The sequence below is a fragment of the Streptomyces sp. NBC_00620 genome (assembly GCF_026341825.1).
Classification (GTDB): domain Bacteria; phylum Actinomycetota; class Actinomycetes; order Streptomycetales; family Streptomycetaceae; genus Streptomyces.
The window spans coordinates 2,567,598-2,588,743 of record NZ_JAPENY010000003.1 but is presented as its reverse complement, the minus strand read 5'-3'; the positions used below and the strand labels follow the sequence as shown (position 1 = coordinate 2,588,743).

Below are 21,146 nucleotides of genomic sequence, written 5' to 3'. Positions count from 1 at the left end.
CGGGTCACACCACTTCCACTTCGTAGAAGCACAGGTGGTCCTTGATCTGGGTGACTTCGGCCTTGGGGTCGGGGTAGGCCCAGACGAGGTCCGCCGTGTCGGGGAGCGACCAGTAGGACGCGGTGCCCTTGAACGGGCAGTACGTGTGGGTCTCGGAAGCCGCCAGGAGATCGAGACGGACGTCCTCGGGGGGTAGGTAGTAGCGCACGGGACAGCCGGTCTCGCGCAGCAACAGGGGGCGGTCGCTCTCCGCCAGGACCTGGTCGCCGTGCACGACGCGTACGCGCTCCGTGCCTTGCTCGATGGTGATCGTGTGTCCTTCAGCCATACCTGGACAGCACCGGCGGGCCGGGAGTTCTTCCCCCGTACCGTGGACGCATGAATATCTGCGTCTTCCTCTCCGCCGCCGACCTCGACGACCGCTACACGCGCCCCGCGCGGGAGTTCGCGGAACTGCTCGGCAAAGGCGGTCACACCCTGGTGTGGGGCGGTTCGGACGTCGGTCTCATGAAGGTGGTCGCCGATGGTGTGCAGGAGGCGGGCGGGCGCCTGCTGGGCGTCTCCGTGGACTTCCTGGCGGCCAAGGTCCGTCCGAACGCCGACGAGATGGTCATCGCGGGTGACCTCGCCGAGCGCAAGGCGCTGCTCCTGGAGAAGGCCGACGCGGTGGTGGTCATGGTCGGCGGAACGGGGACGCTCGACGAGGCGACCGAGATCCTGGAGCTGAAGAAGCACGGGAAGACGCGGAAGCCGGTGGTGCTGCTCAACACGGCGGGCTTCTACGACGGCCTCAAGGAGCAGTTCCGGCGTATGGAGGACGAGGGTTTCCTGCCGCTTCCGCTCACTGAGCTGGTGTTCTTCGCGGAGGAGCCGGTGGGCGCCCTGGCCTACCTCGAGGAGAGCCGGGGCCAGCAGTGATGCGAGCATGGCGCGCATGGCTACACATGTGATCACCGGGGCGGGCTCCGGCATCGGCGCGGCGGTCGCCCGCCGCCTCCACGCGCGCGGGGACGACATCGTGCTGCACGCGCGCGACGCGGGCCGCGCGAAGGAGCTCGCCGCGGCGTACCCGGGAGCGATGACGCTCGTCGGCGACCTCGCGGACCCGGACAAGCTCTCCTGGGCGTTCTCGCACCAGACGCTGCCCGACCGGATCGACTCACTCCTGCACATCGCGGGCGTGGTCGACCTCGGTCCGGTCGGCGAGCTGACCCCCAAGTCCTGGCGCCACCAGCTCAACGTCAACCTGATCGCCCCCGCCGAGCTGACCCGCCACTTCCTGCCCCAACTCCGCGTCGCCCAGGGCCACGTGCTGTTCGTCAACTCGGGCGCCGGCCTCAACGCCCACGCCGACTGGTCCGCTTACGCAGCCTCCAAGCACGGCCTGAAGGCCCTCGCGGACTCCCTGCGCCACGAGGAGCACGGCAACGGTGTCCGCGTCACCTCCGTGTACCCCGGCCGCACAGCCAGCCCCATGCAGGCCAAGGTCCACCAGCAGGAGGGCAAGAAGTACGACGCGTCGAAGTGGATCGACCCCGAGTCCGTAGCGACGACGATCCTCATGGCCCTCGACCTGCCGCGCGACGCGGAGGTCAACGACCTGACGGTGCGACCGGGCCGCTGACCTCCCGAGAACCATTCCGTACGCTTCCGGAGTGAGCGAAAACAGCAAGTTCAGGTTCGGTTCCGCCACCGGGGTCGGGTCAATGCCGGGCGAGGATGCCCGGGAGGCGGCCAAGATGGTCGTCGGGTCCTTCGAGGACTTCCCCCATCTGCCCGAGCTGCCCGCGCGGGGGCCCGGCGCGGACATGATCGGGCGGACCGCCGGGATGCTCGTCGAGCTGTTCGCGCGCGTGGAGCCCAGCGGATGGCGGCTCGGGGACCGGCCGGGGCGGGACACCCGGAGGGCGAGGTCGTGGCTGGGCGAGGACCTCGACGCGATCGAGGAGTTCACCCAGGGGTACGAGGGGCCGCTGAAGGTGCAGGCGGTGGGCCCCTGGACGCTGGCAGCCGCGCTGGAGTTGAGGAACGGCGAGGTGGCGCTGTCCGATCTCGGGGCCTGCCGGGATCTCGCCGGTTCGCTCGCCGAGGGGCTGCGCGTCCACCTCGAAGAAGTCCAGCGGCGCATTCCGGGAGCACAGCTCGTCCTCCAGCTCGACGAGCCGTCCCTCATCGCCGTACTGCGCGGGCACGTGAGGAGCGCGAGCGGCTACCGGACCCACCGGGCCGTCGACCGGCAGCTGATCGAGGCCACCCTGCGGGACGTCATCGGGGTTCACAGCGGCGGGCCGGTCGTGGTGCACTCGTGCGCGCCCGACGTGCCGTTCGCACTCCTGCGCAGAACGGGCGTCGCGGCCGTCTCCTTCGACTTCTCGCTCCTCACCGAGCGTGACGACGATGTGATCGGGGAAGCAGTGGAAGGCGGGACCCGGCTCTTCGCCGGTGTCGACCCCGGTGTGGACGGTCCATTGTCAGACCCTGCCGGTAGCGTCATGGGTGTCAGGACGCTGTGGCGCAGGCTGGGGCTGCATCCGGGGCTTCTCGCGGAGGCGGTCACCATCACTCCGTCGTGCGGGCTTGCGGGGGCTTCCCCCGACCATGCGCGCAAGGCACTCGCCCACTGCGTCCGGGCGGCGAGATCCCTCGCGGACAACCCTGAGTAACGGGAGGACAACACGGTGGCCGGCGAAAAGCACGCAGAGCCCACATCGGTACCCGCCGAGGCGCGGGAGAAGCACGCGCTGCTCTCCGAGCAGATCGAGGAGCACCGCTTCCGGTACTACGTGAAGGACCAACCGGTCGTCAGCGACGCGGAGTTCGACAAACTCCTGCGCTCCCTCGAGGCCATCGAGGACGAGTATCCCGAGCTGCGCACCCCCGACTCCCCGACCCAGAAGGTCTCGGGCGCGTACGAGACCGAGTTCACGTCCGTCCAGCACCGCGAACGCATGCTCTCGCTCGACAACGCCTTCGACGACCTGGAGCTCGCGGCCTGGGCGGAGCGTGTCGCGAGAGACGTGGGGACCACCGACTACCACCTCCTGTGCGAGCTGAAGGTCGACGGCCTCGCGGTCAACCTCACGTACGAGCACGGTCGCCTCACGCGCGCGGCCACCCGCGGCGACGGCCGCACGGGCGAGGACATCACGCCCAACGTCCGCACGATCGCGGAGATCCCGGACCGTCTCAAGGGCGACCGCGTCCCGGACCTCGTGGAGATCCGCGGCGAGGTCTACTTCCCGATGGAGAAGTTCGAGGAGCTCAACGCCCGCCTGGTGGAGGGCGGCGACAAGCCCTTCGCCAACCCCCGCAACGCGGCGGCGGGTTCCCTGCGCCAGAAGGACCCCCGCGTCACCGCGAGCCGTCCGCTGCACATGGTCGTCCATGGCATCGGCGCCCGCGAGGGCTTCGACATCGATCGCCTCTCCCAGGCCTACGACCTGCTGCGCGAGTGGGGCCTGCCGACCACCCAGTACGCCAAGGTGGTCGACGACCTCGACGGCGTACGGGAGTTCATCGCGTACTACGGGGAGAACCGCCACTCCGTGGAGCACGAGATCGACGGGGTGGTCGTCAAGCTCGACGAAATCCGCCTCCAGGGCCGCCTGGGCTCCACGGCCCGTGCCCCGCGCTGGGCGATCGCCTGGAAGTACGCGCCCGAGGAGGTCAACACCAAGCTGATCAACATCCGGGTGGGTGTGGGCCGCACGGGCCGCGTCACGCCGTACGCGCAGGTCGAACCCGTCACGGTGGCCGGCTCCGAGGTCGAGTTCGCGACCCTGCACAACCAGGACGTGGTGAAGGCCAAGGGCGTCCTCATCGGGGACACGGTCGTGCTGCGCAAGGCCGGTGACGTCATCCCGGAGATCCTCGGGCCGGTGACCGATCTGCGCGACGGCAGCGAGCGGGAGTTCGTGATGCCCGCGGAGTGCCCCGAGTGCGGTACGCCGCTGCGGCCCATGAAGGAGGGCGACATCGACCTGCGCTGCCCGAACGCCCGCACCTGCCCGGCCCAGTTGCGCGAGCGGCTCTTCTACCTGGCGGGCCGCAAGGCGCTGGACATCGAGCACTTCGGGTACGTCGCCGCCGCGGCGCTCACCAAGCCGCTGGAGCCGGCCGAGCCACCGCTCGTGGACGAGGGCGACCTCTTCGACCTCACCATCGAGCGACTGCTGCCCATCAAGGCGTACGTCCTCGACCAGGACAGCGGACTGCCCAAGCGCGACCCGAAGACGGGCGAGGAGAAGATCGCCACGGTCTTCGCCAACCAGCAGGGCGAGCCGAAGAAGAACGCGATCGCCATGCTGGACACCATCGCGGCGGCCAAGGAGCGTCCGCTCGCCCGCATTCTGACGGGGCTGTCGATCCGTCATGTCGGGCCGGTCGCGGCCGAGGCGCTGGCCCGCGAGTTCCGCTCGATCGACCGGATCGAGGCGGCCACCGAGGAGGAGCTCGCCGCCACCGAGGGCGTCGGCGCCATCATCGCCGCCTCGCTCAAGCAGTGGTTCACGGAGGACTGGCACCGCGAGATCATCCGGAAGTGGAAGGCCGCTGGAGTCCGCCTGGAGGAAGAGGGTTCCGGAGAGGACGAAGGGCCCCGTCCGCTCGAAGGGCTCACCGTTGTCGTCACCGGAACGCTCGAACACCACACGCGGGATGGCGCGAAAGAGGCCCTGCAGAGCCGGGGAGCGAAAGTGACCGGTTCTGTTTCGAAGAAGACATCTTTCGTCGTAGTGGGAGACAATCCCGGTTCCAAGTACGACAAGGCCATGCAGCTGAAGGTTCCGGTTCTGAACGAGGACGGCTTCGCTGTCCTGCTCGAACAGGGACCGGAGGCGGCAGCGGAAGTCGCGCTTCCGGTGGAGCTTCCGACCGAGGATTAGCGGTTGAAGGCCACCCGTTCGGCGCATATCAGATGCATACGGGTGGCCGGGTCGCATTCGGGCAACCGTGGACGACCGCTGCCCGTGGAAGCCTTCTGCGGCCTACTGTTGAGGTGTGCGCCTGCCGTGCCCAGCTGCGGTTGGGGCAACCCCTGCTCCTCGGGAGTGCGGGGAATGGTTTTCAGACGCGGCGTCCGTGGCCAGTTGTCTTCGGGCTCGGGTCGCGTGGCGTGGGCACCGCCGGCTGTGAGAGGGACGGGAATGGAACCGACCGAGAGCGCCGCCCCTGACTCACGGCTGCGCCTGCGCCGGATGGCCGGCGCATGGCTTGGGGCAGGCCGGGGGACGGCGCGGACCGCGGAGCGCCCCGGCGCCGCGCCCCGCACGGTCGGTGGCGGTGTGGGTGTCGGCGGTCTCGGCCCCGGCCCCGGCATGGCGGGCCACGAGCCCGAACGGCCCATATCCTGGCCCGCGCTGCCCGCGGCGGTCGTCGCGACAGCCGGGTTCGTCCTCGGCGCCGGTTTCTACCGGGCGTTCAGCGGGGACCACGCACTCTTCCCCTCCGGCGCCGTCGGCTGGTCGCTCGCCCTGCTGACCGGCGTCATCGTCGGCCATCTGGTCGCCCTCGGCCGTTCCCGCTGGTGGGGCGGCACGGGCTCCGGCGCCGCGCTCACCCTCGCGGTCCTGCTGCTGTACGGCTGGGTGCCCGCCGGAATGGTCAGCCTGACCGTCGTCGTCCTGGTCGGTATCGCGCGCCGCAACCGCTGGCGCCAGGGCATACTGCACGGCGCGGTGGACATCCTCGGCATCGGAGCCGGGGCGCTGGTCCTGGCCGCGTTCGGGCGGTTCCCGTCCGTCGAGACGCCCTGGAATCCCGAGACCTGGACCGTCTCCGCGGTACCCGAGGTGGTGCTGGTCGCCACCGCCTATCTCGCCGCCACCCGCACTCTGCTCTGGTACGTCCATGCGCCGCGCACCGGCGGTCTGCCGACCGTCGCCCGCACGGCCCTGGTCAGACAGGGGCTCGTAGCGGTGGCGCTGCTCGGTATCACGCCACTGATCTGCGTGGTCGCGACCGCGCAGCCGATGCTGCTGCCGCTCTTCTCGATCCCGCTGATCGCTCTCGACTCCACGCTGTGGATAGCCCGCGCACGGGCCGAGGAGCAACTGCGCGACCCGCTGACCGGGCTGCCCAACCGGCAGTGGCTGCTTGAACGTACGTGGACGGCTCTGGACGATGCCGAACGCATCGGTGCGCGTTCCGCCCTGATGCTGATCGACCTGGACCGTTTCCGTTCGGTGAATGACACGTTGGGGCATCTCGCAGGGGACCGGCTGCTCCTTCAGATAGCCGATCGGCTGCGGCTCAACCTGCCGCGCGGGGCGGAGGCCGCGCGGCTGGGCGGCGACGAGTTCGCCGTGTTACTGCCGATCGCCGACTCCACGACATCGGCCACGCGCGTCGCCCGCAATCTGGTCGCCGCGCTCGGTTCGTCGCTCGATCTCGACGGGCTCTCGCTCGTCCTGGAGGCCAGCGCCGGGCTCGCCGTCTTCCCCGACCACGCGCTCGACGCCGAGGGCCTGCTCCGGCGGGCGGACGTCGCGATGTACCAGGCGAAGCGGGACCGGACGGGTGTGGAGGTGTACGAGTCCAAGCGGGACTCGAACACCCCGGACCGGCTGGGGCTGCTCGGGGATCTGCGCAGGGCACTGGACGCCGGCGACGTCGAGCTGCACTACCAGCCCAAGGTCCGGTTCGACGGGCAGGTGGCCGGACTCGAGGCGCTCGTACGGTGGGTGCACCCCGAGCGGGGGAGGGTGGCGCCGGACGAGTTCATCGCCATAGCCGAGTCCTCCGGGCTGATGCCGCACCTCACCGAGTACGTCCTGGAGACGGCACTCGCGCAGGTCGCACGGTGGCGGGCACAGGGGCTGCATGTGCCGGTCGCGGTGAACGTCTCGCCGCGCGACGTCCACACCCCCGGGTTCGCCGGGTCGGTTGCCGCGCGGCTCGCCCGGCACGGGGTTCCCGCCGGGTCGCTCCAGCTGGAGATAACGGAGCATGTGCTCCTCGAGGACCCGCAGCGGGCCGCGGACACCCTGGCCGGGCTGACCGGACACGGCGTGAAGATGTCCCTCGACGACTTCGGTACGGGGTACTCCTCGCTCGTCCATCTGCGCCGGCTGCCGGTCAGCGAGCTGAAGATCGACCGTTCCTTCGTCGCGAAGCTCGCCGTGGACAACGAGGACGCGGAGATCGTGCGCTGCACCATCGACCTCGCGCACTCGCTCGGGCTGCTCGTCGTCGCCGAGGGCGTCGAGGACGACGAGACGTGGGAGCGGTTGCGCGACCTCGGGTGCGATGCCGTGCAGGGGTGGCTGGTCGCAGCGGCGATGCCTCCGGAGGACACCACGGCGTGGCTGCTGGCCCGGGGGTCGCGGGGGTGGCAGCGGCCGCGGGCCGCGTTGCCGGCCGCGGAGTAGCCCCCTGCGGGCCGGTGGGGGTGCCGCTTGGTTCTCCCGCCCGCGCACCGCCCGTGACGCCCAGTTGAAGAGGTGCTCGTCTCCCGTGGGGGTCGAGCACCGCCGGCGCCCCGCCGCCCGTGGTCGAGCGGGACTGCACTCCGCCAGGGGCGCGGGGAACTGCGCGCCCAGCCACATGCGGCCCGCCGTCGGCGACCACAGGGCCCGTACCCGCGCATGCGCGGTCTCGGCTTCGTGCAGACCCCTGGGCCCGCCCCAACCCAGCGCCCTACACTCGATCCCGCCTCACGTGGCGATAAGTCGGTTCAAATCGGCTCTGGTGGTGGGTGGATGGCAGACGTCCCGTTGGCGGAGGCGATTGCGAAGTTGCGGATGGAGCTGCAGACGGCGATCGCTGCGGGGGAGGGCGAATCGTTGAAGTTCGAACTGGACTCGGTCGTGCTGGAGCTGGAGGTCGCGCTCAGTACGGGGGTCGAGGCCAATGCCAAGGCCGGGTTGTGGAGCGTGGTGACGGCGGGGGCGTCGATGGAGCGGAGCCGGGGATCGACGCATCGGCTGACGCTGACGTTGGCACCGCGTCTCGCCGGTGCGCCCGACGGGCAGCGGGTCCAAGTGGGGGACGACATGGCGAAACGGCCGCCGGTAGTCCAGCCCGACTGAGACGCCTGGGGCCGCTGCGCTGCTCAGCAGCGGAACTTTGACGGGCAAGGCCGGCAACGGGGAGTCGGGCCATGGACAGTGAGCAGCGACGGCGGGGAGCTCACCGGGTGGTCGAGGTCTGGGCGGGTGGCCGCGACCAGGTGAGTTACGGGTCCGGGTACGCGGTCAGTGACGACCTCGTCCTGACCGCACGCCATGTGTTGCGCGAAGGGCCTCCGTACCGCGTGCGGTTGTTCGGCGGGACCGACGACACCGAGGCCCAACTCGCGTGGGAACCGGACGGTGCCCTGGACGCCGCCCTGTTGCGAGTACCCTCCGCACCCTGGCGGACGGCTCCGGACCGGGGCGCGCTGCGCTGGGGCCGGGTCAAGGACAGCGGCGTACGGTGCTGGGCGCACGGATTCCCCAGGGCTCAGCAGCGGGCCGACGGATCTCGCGAGCCGGAGACCCTGCAGGGGTCGATCAGCCGGACTACTGGAGCGCTGGGCGGGCGCTACCACGTCGACATCACCAGCGCGTCCCCCATCCCCCTCGGCGCGGGCGCCTCCGCCTGGCAGGGCATGTCGGGCGCCGTACTGTTCGGTCCCGGACGGGAGTTGCTGGGTGTCGTCGTCGACGACCCGGTGATGTTCGGAGGGCGCAGACTTGAGGCGGTCACCGTGTCGCGGCTGCTGGAGGACCAGCGGTTCGCGGGCCTGGTGAGGGCGTACGCCCATCAGGTGGAGGAAGTGCATCCGTGGCCGCTGGTTTCCGAACTAGACGCCTGGTCGAGCGGATTCATGACCCCGGCGTACGAGGACCTCGACCCGGTGGGAGTGCCGGACTACCTGTTGCTTCAGGCGAAGTTCCATCGCGTGCCCTTCCTCGGCCGGGAGGAGGAACTCGGGCGGCTGCGCCGCTGGTGGGCCGCACCGGACCGGTTCAGCGTGGCGGTGGTGACCGGCGACGGCGGCGCGGGCAAGACCCGGCTGGCTGCAGAGCTGTGCCAGGAGGCCGTGGCGAAGGGCTGGTCGGCTGGGTTCGCGAGCCTCAGGGAGCTGACCCTCGCGCACGCCACGCGCGTCGAACTCGTCTGGCCCACCCTGCTGGTGATCGACTATCCGGACGGCCTGACCGACACCGTCGGCCGACTGCTCGCCGGGTTCGGCCGCCCAGGCCGACGTGGCGCGCCGCTGCGGCTGCTGCTGCTCGACCGGACGCCGGGGCAGGACGGCGGAGATCCCCGCGTCGGCTTCCCGCTCCCCGACTCGGTCACCTGGTGGGCCGACCTACGCCGCAGCACGTCCGGCCTGGTCGAACACAGCACCCGGGAACTCATCCGCCTCGCGGCGGGGCGCCTGGAACCGGCGGACCGGGTCCGGCACGCGCGCAAGGCGCTGCGGGCCTTCGGCGGCAGCACCGTACCCGCGGTGCTGCCCGACCTCAGCGACGACGGATACAGCAATCCGCTCAAGGTGCACCTCGCCGTGCTGCTGGCGCTGCGTGGCCAGACGTCCCCCACGGCGAGCGGCACCCTGAAGCTGTTCGTCGGCCGCGAACGGACCCGCTGGGAGCGCCGCCTCGAAGCTCACGGCATCGCCGACCTCGACCCGAGGACCACCCACCAGGCGGTTGTCCTCGCCACGCTCACGACTCCGAACCGTGCCGAGGCCGTCGACCTGCTCACCACAGTGCCCGAACTCGCCGACCGCAGTGATACCGGCCGCCGTGTCCGGACGGCGGAGTGGCTCCGGGGGCTGTTCCCCGGACCGGGCGACCGGCTGGCCCCGCTTGCCCCCGACCTGCTCGCCGAACAACTCCTCGAAGACACCGGGGAGGAGCTAACCACCCTGGCTCTCGACGTGCACGACCACCCCGCGCACACCCTCGACCACACCATCCGCATGCTCGAAGCCCTCCAGCTCGCCGCCCGCCAGGACGGCCGTCGGCACGTCCGTGCCGCGCTGCGCGGACTCCTGGTGGCACGCCTCGGCGGCCTCGTCGACGAGGCCGCCGCACAACCGCGGTCGCAGCTGCCGACCCTTGTGGAGACCTCCGTCGAGTGGTGCGCTGCTCTCGACACGGACGGGGCGCTGGCCGCCGCGGCCGCCGCCGTCCGCCACCCGGGCCCGTTCCCCGACCGCCCGGTGGCCGCCCTGCGCTGCCGTGTCGCCGCCCTGGCGGTGGCCGGTTATGACGCCGGCCCCCGCCCGACCCCCGCCGAACTCCGTGTCCGCGCCGACCTCCTCACCGACCTGGTCGCCCTCCGCGAGGCCCTCGGCGACCTCGGGCAGGCGACCAAGGGCGCCGAACGGGCGTACCAGGAGAACAAGGGCGGGACCCCGGTCGCCCGGGCCCGGGCGGCGTACAACCTGGGCACCTGTCTGGCGCGCTCCGGGGACCTGGAGCGTGCGGTCACGCTGCTGGGCGCGGCGGCCGACGACTACGCTAGGCTCGCCGCCCAGGCCGCAAGCCACCGGGCCGCCTGCGCCGACGCGTTGATCAATCTCTCCGCCTGTCATGCCGACGCGGGCCGGCAGGGAGACGCGGCCAGGACGCTCGTGCGGGCCATCGAGAGCCACGGCAGGTCGGAGCGGTCCATCTTCGGTGGCATGCGCGAGCTGCTCGTCGACCTGGCCCGCAGCCTCGACGCCGCACCGGAAGGTGCCCCCGTGCTGGAACCGGACCCGGGCGGCTACCGCCCGTGCGTCGGCTCCGACCCCGACTGGCCCCGGCAGGAGAAGGGCTACACGAGCACACTCGAGCGCGGGATCGCGCGAGTCGTCGAGGGCTTCGGCGCCCGCGCCCCGGACCGGATCCGAAACGCCCTAGTGCCGCTGCTGTCCCGGCGCGCGGCCGGCAACCAGGCCCGCCATCAGGCCTTTAACCAGGCCGAGCAACTGCGCTTGCTGGCCTGGACGCTGGCCTTCCAGAAGCGGTACGACGCGGCCCTCGTGCCGGCCGTCGAGAGCGTGGAGCTGCTGCGCCGTCTTGTCGTCCCCGCGGAACCCTCGGAGCGCTGGATGCTTGCCCGGGGTCTCGGCATCCTCGTCGATTACAGCAGCGCGGCCGGCCGGATCACCGACGCGATCGGGCACGCCCAGGAACTGGTCGCCGAGCGCCGCGCGCTGCTCCCCGACGACTTCGTCGCGTACCCGCCCACCGGGGCCACGGCCTCGCACCGGGCAATGGGCGCTCCAGCGCCGGGGTCGGCGCTGGCCTCGGCGCTGGGCAGCCTCGCCGACCTGCTGCGCCTGGCCGACCGGCTGCCGGAGGCCGTCGAACCCTGCCGTGAGGCGTTCGCCCTCTACGCGGAACTAGCCCTGCACCATCCCGAGCACCGGCGGGACCTCGGAGAGATCGCCGCCGAGTTCGCCGACCTGCAGTTAGAGCTCGACAGGCCCAACGAGGCGGTGGACGCCGTGCGTACCGAGGCCGAGGTCTACGGTGAACTGGCCGCGGAGGACGAGCAGTACACGGGCCGCGCCGCAGAGGCGTTCACAAGCCTCAGCCAGCTCCTGGTCTTCGCCGGGGGTGATGGACCCGCGCGGTCCCTTGCCGCCGCCGAACGGGCGGTCGGCCTACTCGACGGGCGCGGGCCGGTTGACCCGGACCGCCCGTTGGCCGAGGTCGAGGCGCTCGTGTGCGTGAGTACCGCGCTCTTCTCCCTGGGCCGGACGGCCGAGGCTGCGGACCAGGCCGAACAGGCAGTGGCGATCTGCCGTGCGGTGGGCGACGGCGGTGACGAGCGCCGGGCGCTGCTCGGGCTGGGACTTTCCTTGGCCGGTGTGTGTGCCCTGCGCCTGGGCCGCCCCGAGGACGGCGTCGCCGCGGGCCGCGAGGCGGTCGACATCCTGACCGAGTTGCCCGTCGAGGGCCCGTTGCTGCTGTTCATGCACGGCATGGCTCTCAGCACGCTGGCCTCCGGACTGGTGCTCGTCGGGAACCCGCTGGAGGCGGAAGGCCGGGCGGCCGAGGCAGCCGCCGTGTTCGACAACTTCGAGGAGCGTGGCGAGCCGCACGACGTGTTCGGCGTGAGCCGGGCGGAGACGTTGGTCACCCTGGCGCAGTGCCGGATCGCCCTCGGCCGCCCGGAAGAGGCGCTCGACCCGCTGGCACGGGCCTCGGAAGACCTGCGACCGTACACGGCGGACAACCCGGTCGTCCTCCTTGCCCTCGCCAGGACCCGTCACACCCACGGGCTCTGCCTCGCCGGACTGGGGCAGCCCGCGGAGGCGCTGGTGGAACTGGGGGAAGTGGAGCGTCTGCTGGGGGATGCCGACAACGTGAACAAGGCCATGCTTCTGGCCGAAACCCTTGCCGCTCAGGGTAGTTGCCACGTTCGGCTCGGCCGCTTCGACCTGGCGACCGAGCGGTTCGAGGAGTCTGCGGACGTGTTCGAGAGCCTCCCGTCCGAGGTCGCGGCAGTCGTCCAGGTGTCGTGGGCCAGGACACTCATCGCGTTGGCCGAGTGCCTGGTGAACCTCGGGGAGCTGCTGCCGGACGCGATCGACGCGGCGGAAGAGGGAGTCGAGCTCCTGCGTGACAGGGACACTCCCGCGGAGGTCTTCCTCCGGGCCAGCGCGCACCTGGCGCTTGCCCGAAGCGGCCACCAGCTCGGCGAGCCCTTCGGGTACCACGCGGACGAGGCCGTCGCGCTCCTGCGCGGCCTGCCGGCCGATGATCCCTCCGTACGCCCGACCCTTGCCAAGTCCCTGGGCGTGCAGGCCGTCCACCGATTCACTACGGCCGGCCAGGCCACCACGGAAGAGGCCGCTCTGGCCGCGTACGAGGGGACGGTCGCGGTGGCGTCGGAGGCGGCGGAGCTGTACCGCGAGTGGCCGGGCGAGCCGGAGGCGCTCGTCGGTCTCGGCTCGGTGCTGAACCTCGTCGGATGCTCCCTTACCGCCCTCGCGCGGCCTGTCGAGGCGTTGGGCCCTCTGCGCGAGGCCGTGGATATTTTCCGGGGATTCGTCGACGTTCACCCCTCGATCACCCTCGAACGCGTCGCCGCGCAATGCCAGACGGCCCTGTGCCACCTGCAGCTGGAACAGCCCGCCGCGGCGCTGATCCTGTACGAGGAGGCCGGGGCCCTGCTCGAACCGCTGGCCCAGCAGGACCCGGCGGTGTTCGGACCGCAGCTGCTCGAAGTCCTCGACGGTCAGGCCCGCACGCTCCGCGAGCTCGGCCGGGACACCCCGGCCGAGGGGGTGGAGACCCGGCTGGGACAGTGGCGGCAGGCGATCTCGTAGCCGTAGGCACGAGCGGCCGAGCGCTTTCCCGGCGTGCACAGGAACCGCTCGCGCAGCCCGCGCACTAATCCGTTTCACGGGCAGGGGTCCCCGCCCCATAGGATTGGCCCCAAACCACACACACTCACCCCAGAGGAACGCCGCATGCCTGGCATCACGCGCGAGGAGGTCGCCCACCTCGCACGGCTGGCGCGTCTGGAGCTGAAGGGCGAAGAGCTCGACCACTTCGCCGGCCAGCTCGACGACATCATCGGCGCGGTCGCCCGCGTCAGCGAGGTCGCCGACCAAGACGTACCGCCGACCTCTCACCCGCTGCCGCTGACGAACGTCATGCGCGCGGACGAGGTCCGTCCGTCGCTCACCCCCGAGCAGGCGCTCTCCGGCGCCCCGGCCCAGGAGCAGCAGCGTTTCAAGGTGCCGCAGATCCTGGGGGAGGACTAATCACCATGACGGACACCAACGTCAACATCATCAGGCTGACGGCAGCGGAGATCGCCGCCAAGGTCGCTTCCGGCGAGCTCACCGCCGTCGAGGTCACCGAGGCGCACCTCGCCCGGATCGAGGCCGTCGACGAGAAGGTGCACGCCTTCCTCCACGTGGACCGGGAAGGCGCTCTCGCGCAGGCCCGCGCCGTGGACCAGAAGCGGGCCGACGGCGAGAAGCTCGGCCCGCTGGCCGGCGTCCCGCTCGCGCTCAAGGACATCTTCACCACCGAGGGGATCCCGACCACCGTCGGTTCGAAGATTCTCGAAGGCTGGATCCCGCCGTACGACGCGACCGTCACCAAGAAGCTGAAGGCCGCCGACGTCGTCATCCTCGGCAAGACCAACATGGACGAGTTCGCCATGGGGTCCAGCACCGAGAACAGCGCGTACGGGCCGACCGGCAACCCCTGGGACCTGTCCAGGATCCCCGGCGGCTCGGGCGGCGGGTCGAGCGCGGCGCTCGCCTCCTTCCAGGCCCCCCTCGCCATCGGCACGGACACCGGCGGCTCCATCCGCCAGCCCGCGGCCGTCACCGGCACGGTCGGCGTCAAGCCCACCTACGGCGGCGTCTCCCGCTACGGCATGGTGGCGTTCTCGTCCTCCCTCGACCAGGGCGGCCCCTGCGCCCGTACGGTCCTGGACGCGGCCCTCCTCCACGAGGTCATCGCCGGGCACGACCCGCTCGACTCGACCTCCATCGACGCCCCGGTCCCGCCGGTCGTCGAGGCCGCGCGCAACGGCTCGGTCGCCGGGATGCGCGTCGGCGTCGTCAAGCAGTTCGCCGGCGAGGGGTACCAGGCCGGAGTCGTCCAGCGCTTCAACGAGTCCGTCGCCCTCCTGAAGGAACTGGGCGCCGAGATCGTCGAGCTGGACTGCCCGTCCTTCGACCTGGCGCTCTCCGCGTACTACCTGATCGCGCCGTCCGAGTGTTCCTCGAACCTCGCCCGCTTCGACGCCATGCGCTACGGCCTGCGCGTCGGCGACGACGGCACGCACTCCGCGGAGGAGGTCACCGCCCTCACCCGTGAGGCGGGCTTCGGCGACGAGGTCAAGCGCCGCATCATGCTCGGCACGTACGCCCTGTCCAGCGGTTACTACGACGCGTACTACGGCAGCGCCCAGAAGGTCCGTACGCTCATCACGCGCGACTTCGAGAAGGCCTTCGAGCAGGTCGACGTGATCGTGTCGCCCACGACGCCGACCACCGCCTTCCCGATCGGCGAGCGCGCCGACGACCCGATGGCGATGTACCTCGCTGACCTCTGCACCATCCCGACCAACCTGGCGGGCAACTCCGCCATGTCGCTGCCCTGCGGTCTCGCGCCGGAGGACAACCTCCCGGTCGGCCTGCAGATCATCGCCCCCGCGATGAAGGACGAGCGGCTGTACAAGGTCGGCGCCGCCGTCGAGGCCGCCTTCGTGGAAAGGTGGGGCCACCCGCTGATCGAGGAGGCACCGTCGCTGTGAGCAACGCACTGTCGAAGGCCAAGGGCTTCAAGAAGTCCAAGTCCGGTACGTACCTGTCCATCGCGACCACCGCGTTCGGGGCCGTCAGCGTCGCCAAGCAGGCCAAGAAGGCCCGCTCCGAGAACGACACGCTGCGGCTGATCGACGCGGCCGTGTCCGCCGCCGCCATCGTCACCGGCCTCGCCATCCTCTACCGGGAGCTCAAGCGCCTGGGCGACGACGACGTCCTGCTGGGCTGAGAGGGAAGTTTTCACCGTGACCACCACGACCGACGAACTGGTGTCGTACGAGGACGCCCTGGCGACGTACGACCCCGTCATGGGCCTCGAAGTCCATGTCGAACTCGGCACCAAGACCAAGATGTTCTGCGGGTGTTCCACCGAGCTGGGCGCCGAGCCCAACTCGCAGACCTGCCCGACCTGCCTCGGCATGCCCGGCGCGCTCCCGGTCGTCAACGCGATCGGCATCGAGTCCGCCATCAAGATCGGCCTCGCGCTGCACTGCGAGATCGCCGAGTGGTGCCGCTTCGCCCGGAAGAACTACTTCTATCCGGACATGCCGAAGAACTTCCAGACCTCCCAGTACGACGAGCCGATCGCTTTCAACGGCTATCTGGACGTCCAGCTGGAGGACGGCGAGGTCTTCCGCGTGGAGATCGAGCGCGCCCACATGGAGGAGGACACCGGTAAGTCGCTGCACGTCGGCGGCGCCACCGGCCGTATCCACGGCGCCTCGCACTCGCTCCTCGACTACAACCGCGCGGGCATCCCGCTCATCGAGATCGTCACCAAGCCGATCGAGGGCGCCGGCGAGCGCGCTCCCGAGGTCGCCAAGGCGTACGTCGCCGAGCTGCGCGAGCTCATCAAGGCGCTGGACGTCTCCGAGGCCCGCATGGAGCAGGGTCAGATGCGCTGCGACGTGAACCTGTCGCTGCGCCCGCACGGCCGGGAGAAGTTCGGCACGCGGAGTGAGACCAAGAACGTCAACTCCCTGCGCTCCGTGGAGCGTGCGGCCCGCTTCGAGATCCAGCGGCACGCCGCGGTCCTCAACGCCGGCGGCACGATCATCCAGGAGACCCGTCACTTCCACGAGGACACCGGGTCCACGACCTCGGGCCGCGTGAAGGAGGAGGCCGAGGACTACCGGTACTTCCCGGAGCCCGACCTCGTCCCCATCGCCCCGTCCCGTGAGTGGGTCGAGGAGCTGCGCGCCGGTCTGCCCGAGCAGCCGCTGGCCCGCCGCAACCGGCTGCGCGAGGAGTGGGGCGTCGGCGCCCACGACATGCAGTCGATGCTCAACGCCGGTGCCATCGACCTGATCGTCGCCACCATCGAGGAGGGCGCCGACGCGGCGTCCGCCCGCAAGTGGTGGATGGGCGAACTGGCCCGCAGCGCCAACGAGTCGGGCAAGTCCCTGGAGGACCTGCCGATCACGTCGGCGCAGGTCGCCCGCGTCACCGCCCTGGTGGCCGAGGGCTCGCTCAACGACAAGCTGGCCCGCCAGGTCATCGAAGGCGTCCTCGCGGGAGAAGGCACCCCGGACGAGGTCGTCGAGAAGCGCGGTCTGAAGGTCGTCTCCGACGAGGGCGCCCTTACCGCCGCCGTCGACGAGGCCATCGCCGGCAACCCGGGCATCGCCGACAAGATCCGCGGCGGCAAGGTCCAGGCCGCCGGCGCCCTGGTCGGCGCGGTCATGAAGGCCACCCGCGGCCAGGCCGACGCGGCCCGCGTCAAGGAACTGATCCTGGAGAAGCTGGGCGTCAGCGAGGGCTGAGGTCCCGCGTTTTCTCAGGCCCTAGGGGGATGCATCGGAACCGATGCATCCCCCTAGGCATGTCATCAGGGATGACAGAGTCCCCGGGAATGTCCTGTGAGTTGGGTCGCACTCTTGTGAGTAAGCCCACGAATGCGATAAACGATCACTTTCGGCTGTAAGAGTGACTGGGTATTGCTCATGTGTTCTTTGCGGGCTGTTCACTTCTATAGAGGCTGTCAACGTCCTATAGCGGCTGTTCCCGGTCAAAGATCCTCGTATCACCCCCAGGGAGCACGTCTGTGGCAGCCCTCGCGCGCTGGTGTGTCCAACACCGCCTCGTCGTCGTTCTGCTGTGGCTCCTCACGCTCGGCGGTGTCACCGCCGCCGCGGCCGTCATGGGCACCGCCTACTCGAACGACTACGAAGCACCCGGCACCGAGTCGGGCCGCGCCACCCAGCTCCTGCGGGACGCCTTCCCCGGCCTCGGCGGCGACAGCGACACCGTCGTCTGGCACACCACCGCCACCACCGTGCGCTCCGCCGACGTCCAGCAGACGATGACCCGCGCCCTGGACAGCATCGCGAGCCTGCCCGGGGTGGCCTCCGTCGTCAGCCCGTACGAGGGGCAGGACTCGGGCCGGATCAGCGCCGACGGACGTACGGCCTACGCCACGGTCACCTTCGACGACCAGGCCGGGAACATCGACAAGGGTGAGGCGGGAGCCGTCGTGAGCGCGGCCAAGGCCGCCGAGGCCAAGGGGCTCCAGGTGGAGCTGGGCGGCGGCGCCATAGCGCTCACGGAGTCCTCGGGTGGGCATGTCGCCGAGCTCGTCGGCGTGGTCGTCGCCGCCGTGGTCCTCTTCCTCGCCTTCGGCTCGCTCGCCGCCTCCCTGCTGCCCATCGCCACGGCCCTGGTCGGCGTCGGGACCGCGTACGCCTCGATCGCGCTCCTCGGGCACGTCATGACCGTCGCCGACTTCGCACCCATGCTCGGCATACTGATCGGGCTCGGCGTCGGCATCGACTACGCGCTGTTCATCGTGACCCGGCACCGGCGCGGCCTGAAACGCGGGCTCCCGGTGGCCGAGGCCGCGCGGAACGCCGTCGCCACCACGGGCCGCGCGGTCGTCTTCGCCGGCGCCACCGTCTGCATCGCCCTGCTCGGCATGCTCATCCTGCGGCTCGGCTTCCTCAACGGCGTCGCGATCGCCGCCTCCCTGACCGTGATCCTCACCGTCGCCGCCTCCGTGACCCTGCTCCCGGCGCTGCTCTCCTACATCGGTCCACGCGCGTTGAGCCGCCGTGAGCGGCGACGGCTGCACGAGCACGGGCCCCAGCCGGAGATCCCCACCGGGCTTGCCGCCCGCTGGTCGGCCTTCGTGGAGCGGCACCCCAAGCTGCTCGGCTCCGTCGCCCTGGTGGTGATGGCGCTGCTCGCCCTGCCCACGTTCTCGCTCCACCTGGGCACCTCGGACCAGGGCAACGATCCGAAGCAGGCGACCACGCGGCAGGCGTACGACCTGATCGCGGAAGGCTTCGGACCCGGCGTGAACGGGCCCCTGACCCTCGTCACGAAGGTCGACGGCGCCGAGGACATGCTCGCGCTCGACAACCTGGACGCCACACTCCGGGAGACCGAGGGCGTCGCGTCGGTGACCCCGGTGACGTACAACACCGGCGGCGACACCGCGTACCTCACGCTCGTCCCGGAATCCGCGCCGCAGTCGGAGCGGACCAGCGCCCTCGTCGACCGGCTGCGCAGCGAGGTGCTGCCGCGTGCCGAGGCGGACAACTCACTCGACGTGCAGGTCGGCGGTGTCACGGCGAGCTACGACGACTTCGCGGACGTCATCGTCGGCAAACTGCCACTCTTCGTAGGCGTCGTCATAGGCCTCGGCTGCGCCCTGCTGCTGCTCGCCTTCCGCTCGATCGGCATCCCCCTGAAGGCCGCCGTGATGAACATCGCCGCCGTGGCCGCCGCCTTCGGAGTCGTCGTCGCGATCTTCCAGTGGGGCTGGGGGAGTGAGCTGCTCGGCCTCGGCCGCGCGGGCCCGATCGAACCCTTCCTGCCGGTGATCATGGTGTCGGTGCTCTTCGGGCTCTCCATGGACTACCAGGTCTTCCTGGTCAGCCGGATGTACGAGGAGTGGCTGGAAACCGGCGACAACCGGCGCGCCGTCCGGGTCGGCCTCGCCGAGACCAGCCGGGTGATCAACTCCGCCGCCGTCATCATGATCTCGGTCTTCCTCGCCTTCGTGCTCAGCGGCGACCGCGTCATCGCGATGTTCGGCATCGCCCTCGCCGCGGCCGTCGCCCTGGACGCCTTCGTCCTGCGGACGCTCCTGGTGCCCGCCCTCATGCACCTGCTCGGCGGCGCCAACTGGTGGCTGCCCCGCTGGCTCGACCGGTGCCTGCCGCACCTCAGCATCGAACCTCCCGAGTGCCGCGCCGCCCATGAGAGGCTGGCCGCTGCGACGGACGCCGAGGTGGCGGACGTACTGGAGAAGGAGCGGCGGCAGGATGTACGCGATATCCCTGGGTGACGACGGAGCGGAACTGCGGCCCCTGGAGCCCTGGCACGCCGAGGAGTTCCTGGCTCACATGGAGCGGGGTCGCGAGTTCATCGGCCGTCATGTCTCGCTGCCCGACGCGGTGACGGACCTCACCTCGACGCGGGCCTTCCTCCAGGCATATGCGGACAAGCGCGCCGCCGACAGTGGCTTCCTGTACGGGATCTGGCTGGAGGGGAAGCTCGTCGGCGGGCTGCTCTTCAGGATCTTCGACACCGCGCAGGGGAACTGCGAGGCCGGATGCTGGCTGGAACCGGCGGCGGCCGGGCGCGGACTCGTCACCCGGGGGGCGCGGATCATCATCGACTGGGCGGTCGAGGAGCGCGGCATGCACCGTGTGGAGTGGATCGCCCCGTCCGCGAACGAACCGAGCCTGAACGTGGCGCGGCGCCTGGGCATGACGCGGGACGGCGTACTGCGCGAAAGCTACCTGTACCGGGGCGTACGGAGCGACATGGAGGTCTGGTCGGTGCTCGCGCCCGAGTGGCGGGCCACGCGCGCGCGTGGTGGACGATAACGATCCGCTTCCTTTGCCACAAACATTAAGAGACCTCTCAGACAGGATCCGTACGGTGCGAGATATGGGAACCAAGACTGTTGACGAAGCCGGGGTCGAGACCGGCACAGAGGCCAAGAGCGACGACGAGGCCGTGGACCTCACCAAGGACGACGTCACCAAGGCCGACGAGGCCGTGGAGACCGACGGGGAAGCCGCGGCCGGCACCCCCGACGAGGACGAGTACGACGAGGACGAGCTCTCCGAGGCGGTCGCTGCCAAGGCCCCCTCAGGTGTCGGCCTGGGCGCCGCCGCAGTGGTCTCCGCCGCACTGGGTCTCGTCTCGCTGACCGGCGGCTGGCTCGGTACCGTCGCCCAGGCGCGCGACTCGCTGTACGGCCAGCTGGAGACCGCGTCGACCGCGACCGTCTCCACGCAGATCGAGCAGGTCTACGGCAACTCGTGGAACGCCAACGCGCTGGTCGCGGGCATCTTCGCGCTGGTCGCCCTGCTCGTCGGCGTCTTCGTGCTGGTCCGGCCCGCGTTCGGGAACCCCGACCGCGTGGTTCAGGCCACCTGGGCCAAGTCCGTCGCCTGGGCGGGTGTCTCGCTCGCGATCATCGGCCTGCTCCTCGCCGTGCTCAAGTACACCGACATCCTCCTGTCCATGCCGACCGTGAGCAGCTGAGCACTCGCTTCCTGAGCCACCCGGGTTTTCCGGAGCTTTCCTGAGGGGCCTTAGGCCCGCCCTACGTCACGTACGGCGGACCTAAGGCCCTTCGTGCGCTCAAGATGCGGAACTCTCCCGATGTGGCGCACCCCCCTTGGAGACGAAGGTTGAGGCATCGCAACAAGCGAAGCCCGAAACCCACTCTTCACGAGGGATACGAGATGTCTGAGTACGAGCTCTACCAGATCCGTTCCGCACAGCTGATCCGCGAGGCCCAGAACCACCGACTGGTGCGGGAGGCCCTCCGCGGTCGCCGTGCCGCCCGCCGCGTCGCCCTGCGTGAGTCCGCGCAGAACGACACGGAGGGGCAGGGCCATAGCCGCCGCCACGGACGGCATCGGTTCACCCGCGCCGCGTGAACGCCGCCGGGCCCCGGGAGGACGGC

The 21,146-nt window shown here is 70.6% G+C and carries 16 protein-coding genes; 15 read left to right on the top strand and 1 reads right to left on the bottom strand.

Annotated features, from left to right (window positions below; translation table 11 throughout):
• Window positions 1–4: 4 nt before the first annotated feature.
• Window positions 5–328 carry a DUF427 domain-containing protein gene (locus OG246_RS42395; RefSeq protein ID WP_266474794.1) on the bottom strand — a complete coding sequence of 108 codons (324 nt, stop codon included), beginning with the start codon at window positions 326–328 and terminating at the stop codon, window positions 5–7.
• Window positions 329–378: 50 nt separating this feature from the next.
• Between OG246_RS42395 and OG246_RS42390 the strand changes: the two genes are divergently transcribed.
• From OG246_RS42390 to OG246_RS42320, 15 genes are all read left to right on the top strand, one after another.
• Window positions 379–918, top strand: a complete 540-nt coding sequence (locus OG246_RS42390; RefSeq protein ID WP_266474793.1) for a TIGR00730 family Rossman fold protein — start codon at window positions 379–381, stop codon at window positions 916–918.
• Window positions 919–934: 16 nt separating this feature from the next.
• Entirely contained in the window at window positions 935–1,624 is a 690-nt protein-coding gene (locus tag OG246_RS42385; RefSeq protein ID WP_266474792.1) for an SDR family oxidoreductase, read from the top strand.
• Window positions 1,625–1,655: 31 nt separating this feature from the next.
• Window positions 1,656–2,663 (top strand): methionine synthase, encoded by a 1,008-nt coding sequence (locus OG246_RS42380; protein WP_266474791.1) that lies wholly within the window; start codon window positions 1,656–1,658, stop codon window positions 2,661–2,663.
• A 15-nt stretch (window positions 2,664–2,678) separates the two neighbouring features.
• Window positions 2,679–4,883, top strand: coding sequence for an NAD-dependent DNA ligase LigA (ligA, locus tag OG246_RS42375; RefSeq protein ID WP_266474789.1), 2,205 nt, complete (start codon window positions 2,679–2,681; stop codon window positions 4,881–4,883).
• 261 nt (window positions 4,884–5,144) lie between these two features.
• Window positions 5,145–7,367, top strand: a complete 2,223-nt coding sequence (locus tag OG246_RS42370) for a bifunctional diguanylate cyclase/phosphodiesterase (protein ID WP_266474788.1) — start codon at window positions 5,145–5,147, stop codon at window positions 7,365–7,367.
• A 330-nt stretch (window positions 7,368–7,697) separates the two neighbouring features.
• The gene (locus tag OG246_RS42365; RefSeq protein ID WP_266474786.1) at window positions 7,698–8,027 is read left to right on the top strand and encodes a trypco2 family protein; all 330 of its coding nucleotides are present in this window, start codon (window positions 7,698–7,700) and stop codon (window positions 8,025–8,027) included.
• 71 nt (window positions 8,028–8,098) lie between these two features.
• Complete coding sequence (locus OG246_RS42360) at window positions 8,099–13,258, top strand: trypsin-like peptidase domain-containing protein (protein WP_266474785.1); 5,160 nt, start codon at window positions 8,099–8,101, stop codon at window positions 13,256–13,258.
• A gap of 144 nt (window positions 13,259–13,402) precedes the next feature.
• Window positions 13,403–13,699: an Asp-tRNA(Asn)/Glu-tRNA(Gln) amidotransferase subunit GatC gene (gene gatC, locus OG246_RS42355; protein ID WP_015036350.1), complete on the top strand. Its 297-nt coding sequence runs from the start codon at window positions 13,403–13,405 to the stop codon at window positions 13,697–13,699.
• Between the two features lie 5 nt (window positions 13,700–13,704).
• Window positions 13,705–15,210 (top strand): Asp-tRNA(Asn)/Glu-tRNA(Gln) amidotransferase subunit GatA, encoded by a 1,506-nt coding sequence (gene gatA, locus OG246_RS42350; protein ID WP_266474784.1) that lies wholly within the window; start codon window positions 13,705–13,707, stop codon window positions 15,208–15,210.
• Window positions 15,207–15,449: a hypothetical protein gene (locus OG246_RS42345; RefSeq protein ID WP_266474783.1), complete on the top strand. Its 243-nt coding sequence runs from the start codon at window positions 15,207–15,209 to the stop codon at window positions 15,447–15,449. Before gatA ends, OG246_RS42345 begins: the two co-directional genes overlap by 4 nt.
• Window positions 15,450–15,465: 16 nt before the next feature.
• Window positions 15,466–16,983: an Asp-tRNA(Asn)/Glu-tRNA(Gln) amidotransferase subunit GatB gene (gatB, locus tag OG246_RS42340; RefSeq protein WP_266474781.1), complete on the top strand. Its 1,518-nt coding sequence runs from the start codon at window positions 15,466–15,468 to the stop codon at window positions 16,981–16,983.
• Between the two features lie 281 nt (window positions 16,984–17,264).
• A complete protein-coding gene (locus OG246_RS42335; protein WP_266474778.1) occupies window positions 17,265–19,508 on the top strand; it encodes an MMPL family transporter in 2,244 nt (747 codons plus the stop codon).
• A complete protein-coding gene (locus tag OG246_RS42330; protein ID WP_266474777.1) occupies window positions 19,486–20,052 on the top strand; it encodes a GNAT family N-acetyltransferase in 567 nt (188 codons plus the stop codon). Before OG246_RS42335 ends, OG246_RS42330 begins: the two co-directional genes overlap by 23 nt.
• Window positions 20,053–20,116: 64 nt before the next feature.
• Window positions 20,117–20,719 carry a hypothetical protein gene (locus OG246_RS42325; RefSeq protein WP_266474775.1) on the top strand — a complete coding sequence of 201 codons (603 nt, stop codon included), beginning with the start codon at window positions 20,117–20,119 and terminating at the stop codon, window positions 20,717–20,719.
• A 203-nt stretch (window positions 20,720–20,922) separates the two neighbouring features.
• A complete protein-coding gene (locus OG246_RS42320; RefSeq protein WP_266474774.1) occupies window positions 20,923–21,120 on the top strand; it encodes a hypothetical protein in 198 nt (65 codons plus the stop codon).
• Window positions 21,121–21,146 lie beyond the last annotated feature (26 nt).

Coding starts and splice junctions, on each gene's coding strand:
- OG246_RS42395 (WP_266474794.1), bottom strand. CDS start 328: ATGGCTGAAGGACACACGATCACCATCGAGCAAGGCACGGAGCGCGTA.
- OG246_RS42390 (WP_266474793.1), top strand. CDS start 379: ATGAATATCTGCGTCTTCCTCTCCGCCGCCGACCTCGACGACCGCTAC.
- OG246_RS42385 (WP_266474792.1), top strand. CDS start 935: ATGGCTACACATGTGATCACCGGGGCGGGCTCCGGCATCGGCGCGGCG.
- OG246_RS42370 (WP_266474788.1), top strand. CDS start 5,145: ATGGAACCGACCGAGAGCGCCGCCCCTGACTCACGGCTGCGCCTGCGC.
- OG246_RS42365 (WP_266474786.1), top strand. CDS start 7,698: ATGGCAGACGTCCCGTTGGCGGAGGCGATTGCGAAGTTGCGGATGGAG.
- OG246_RS42360 (WP_266474785.1), top strand. CDS start 8,099: ATGGACAGTGAGCAGCGACGGCGGGGAGCTCACCGGGTGGTCGAGGTC.
- gatC (WP_015036350.1), top strand. CDS start 13,403: ATGCCTGGCATCACGCGCGAGGAGGTCGCCCACCTCGCACGGCTGGCG.
- gatA (WP_266474784.1), top strand. CDS start 13,705: ATGACGGACACCAACGTCAACATCATCAGGCTGACGGCAGCGGAGATC.
- OG246_RS42330 (WP_266474777.1), top strand. CDS start 19,486: ATGTACGCGATATCCCTGGGTGACGACGGAGCGGAACTGCGGCCCCTG.
- OG246_RS42325 (WP_266474775.1), top strand. CDS start 20,117: ATGGGAACCAAGACTGTTGACGAAGCCGGGGTCGAGACCGGCACAGAG.
- OG246_RS42320 (WP_266474774.1), top strand. CDS start 20,923: ATGTCTGAGTACGAGCTCTACCAGATCCGTTCCGCACAGCTGATCCGC.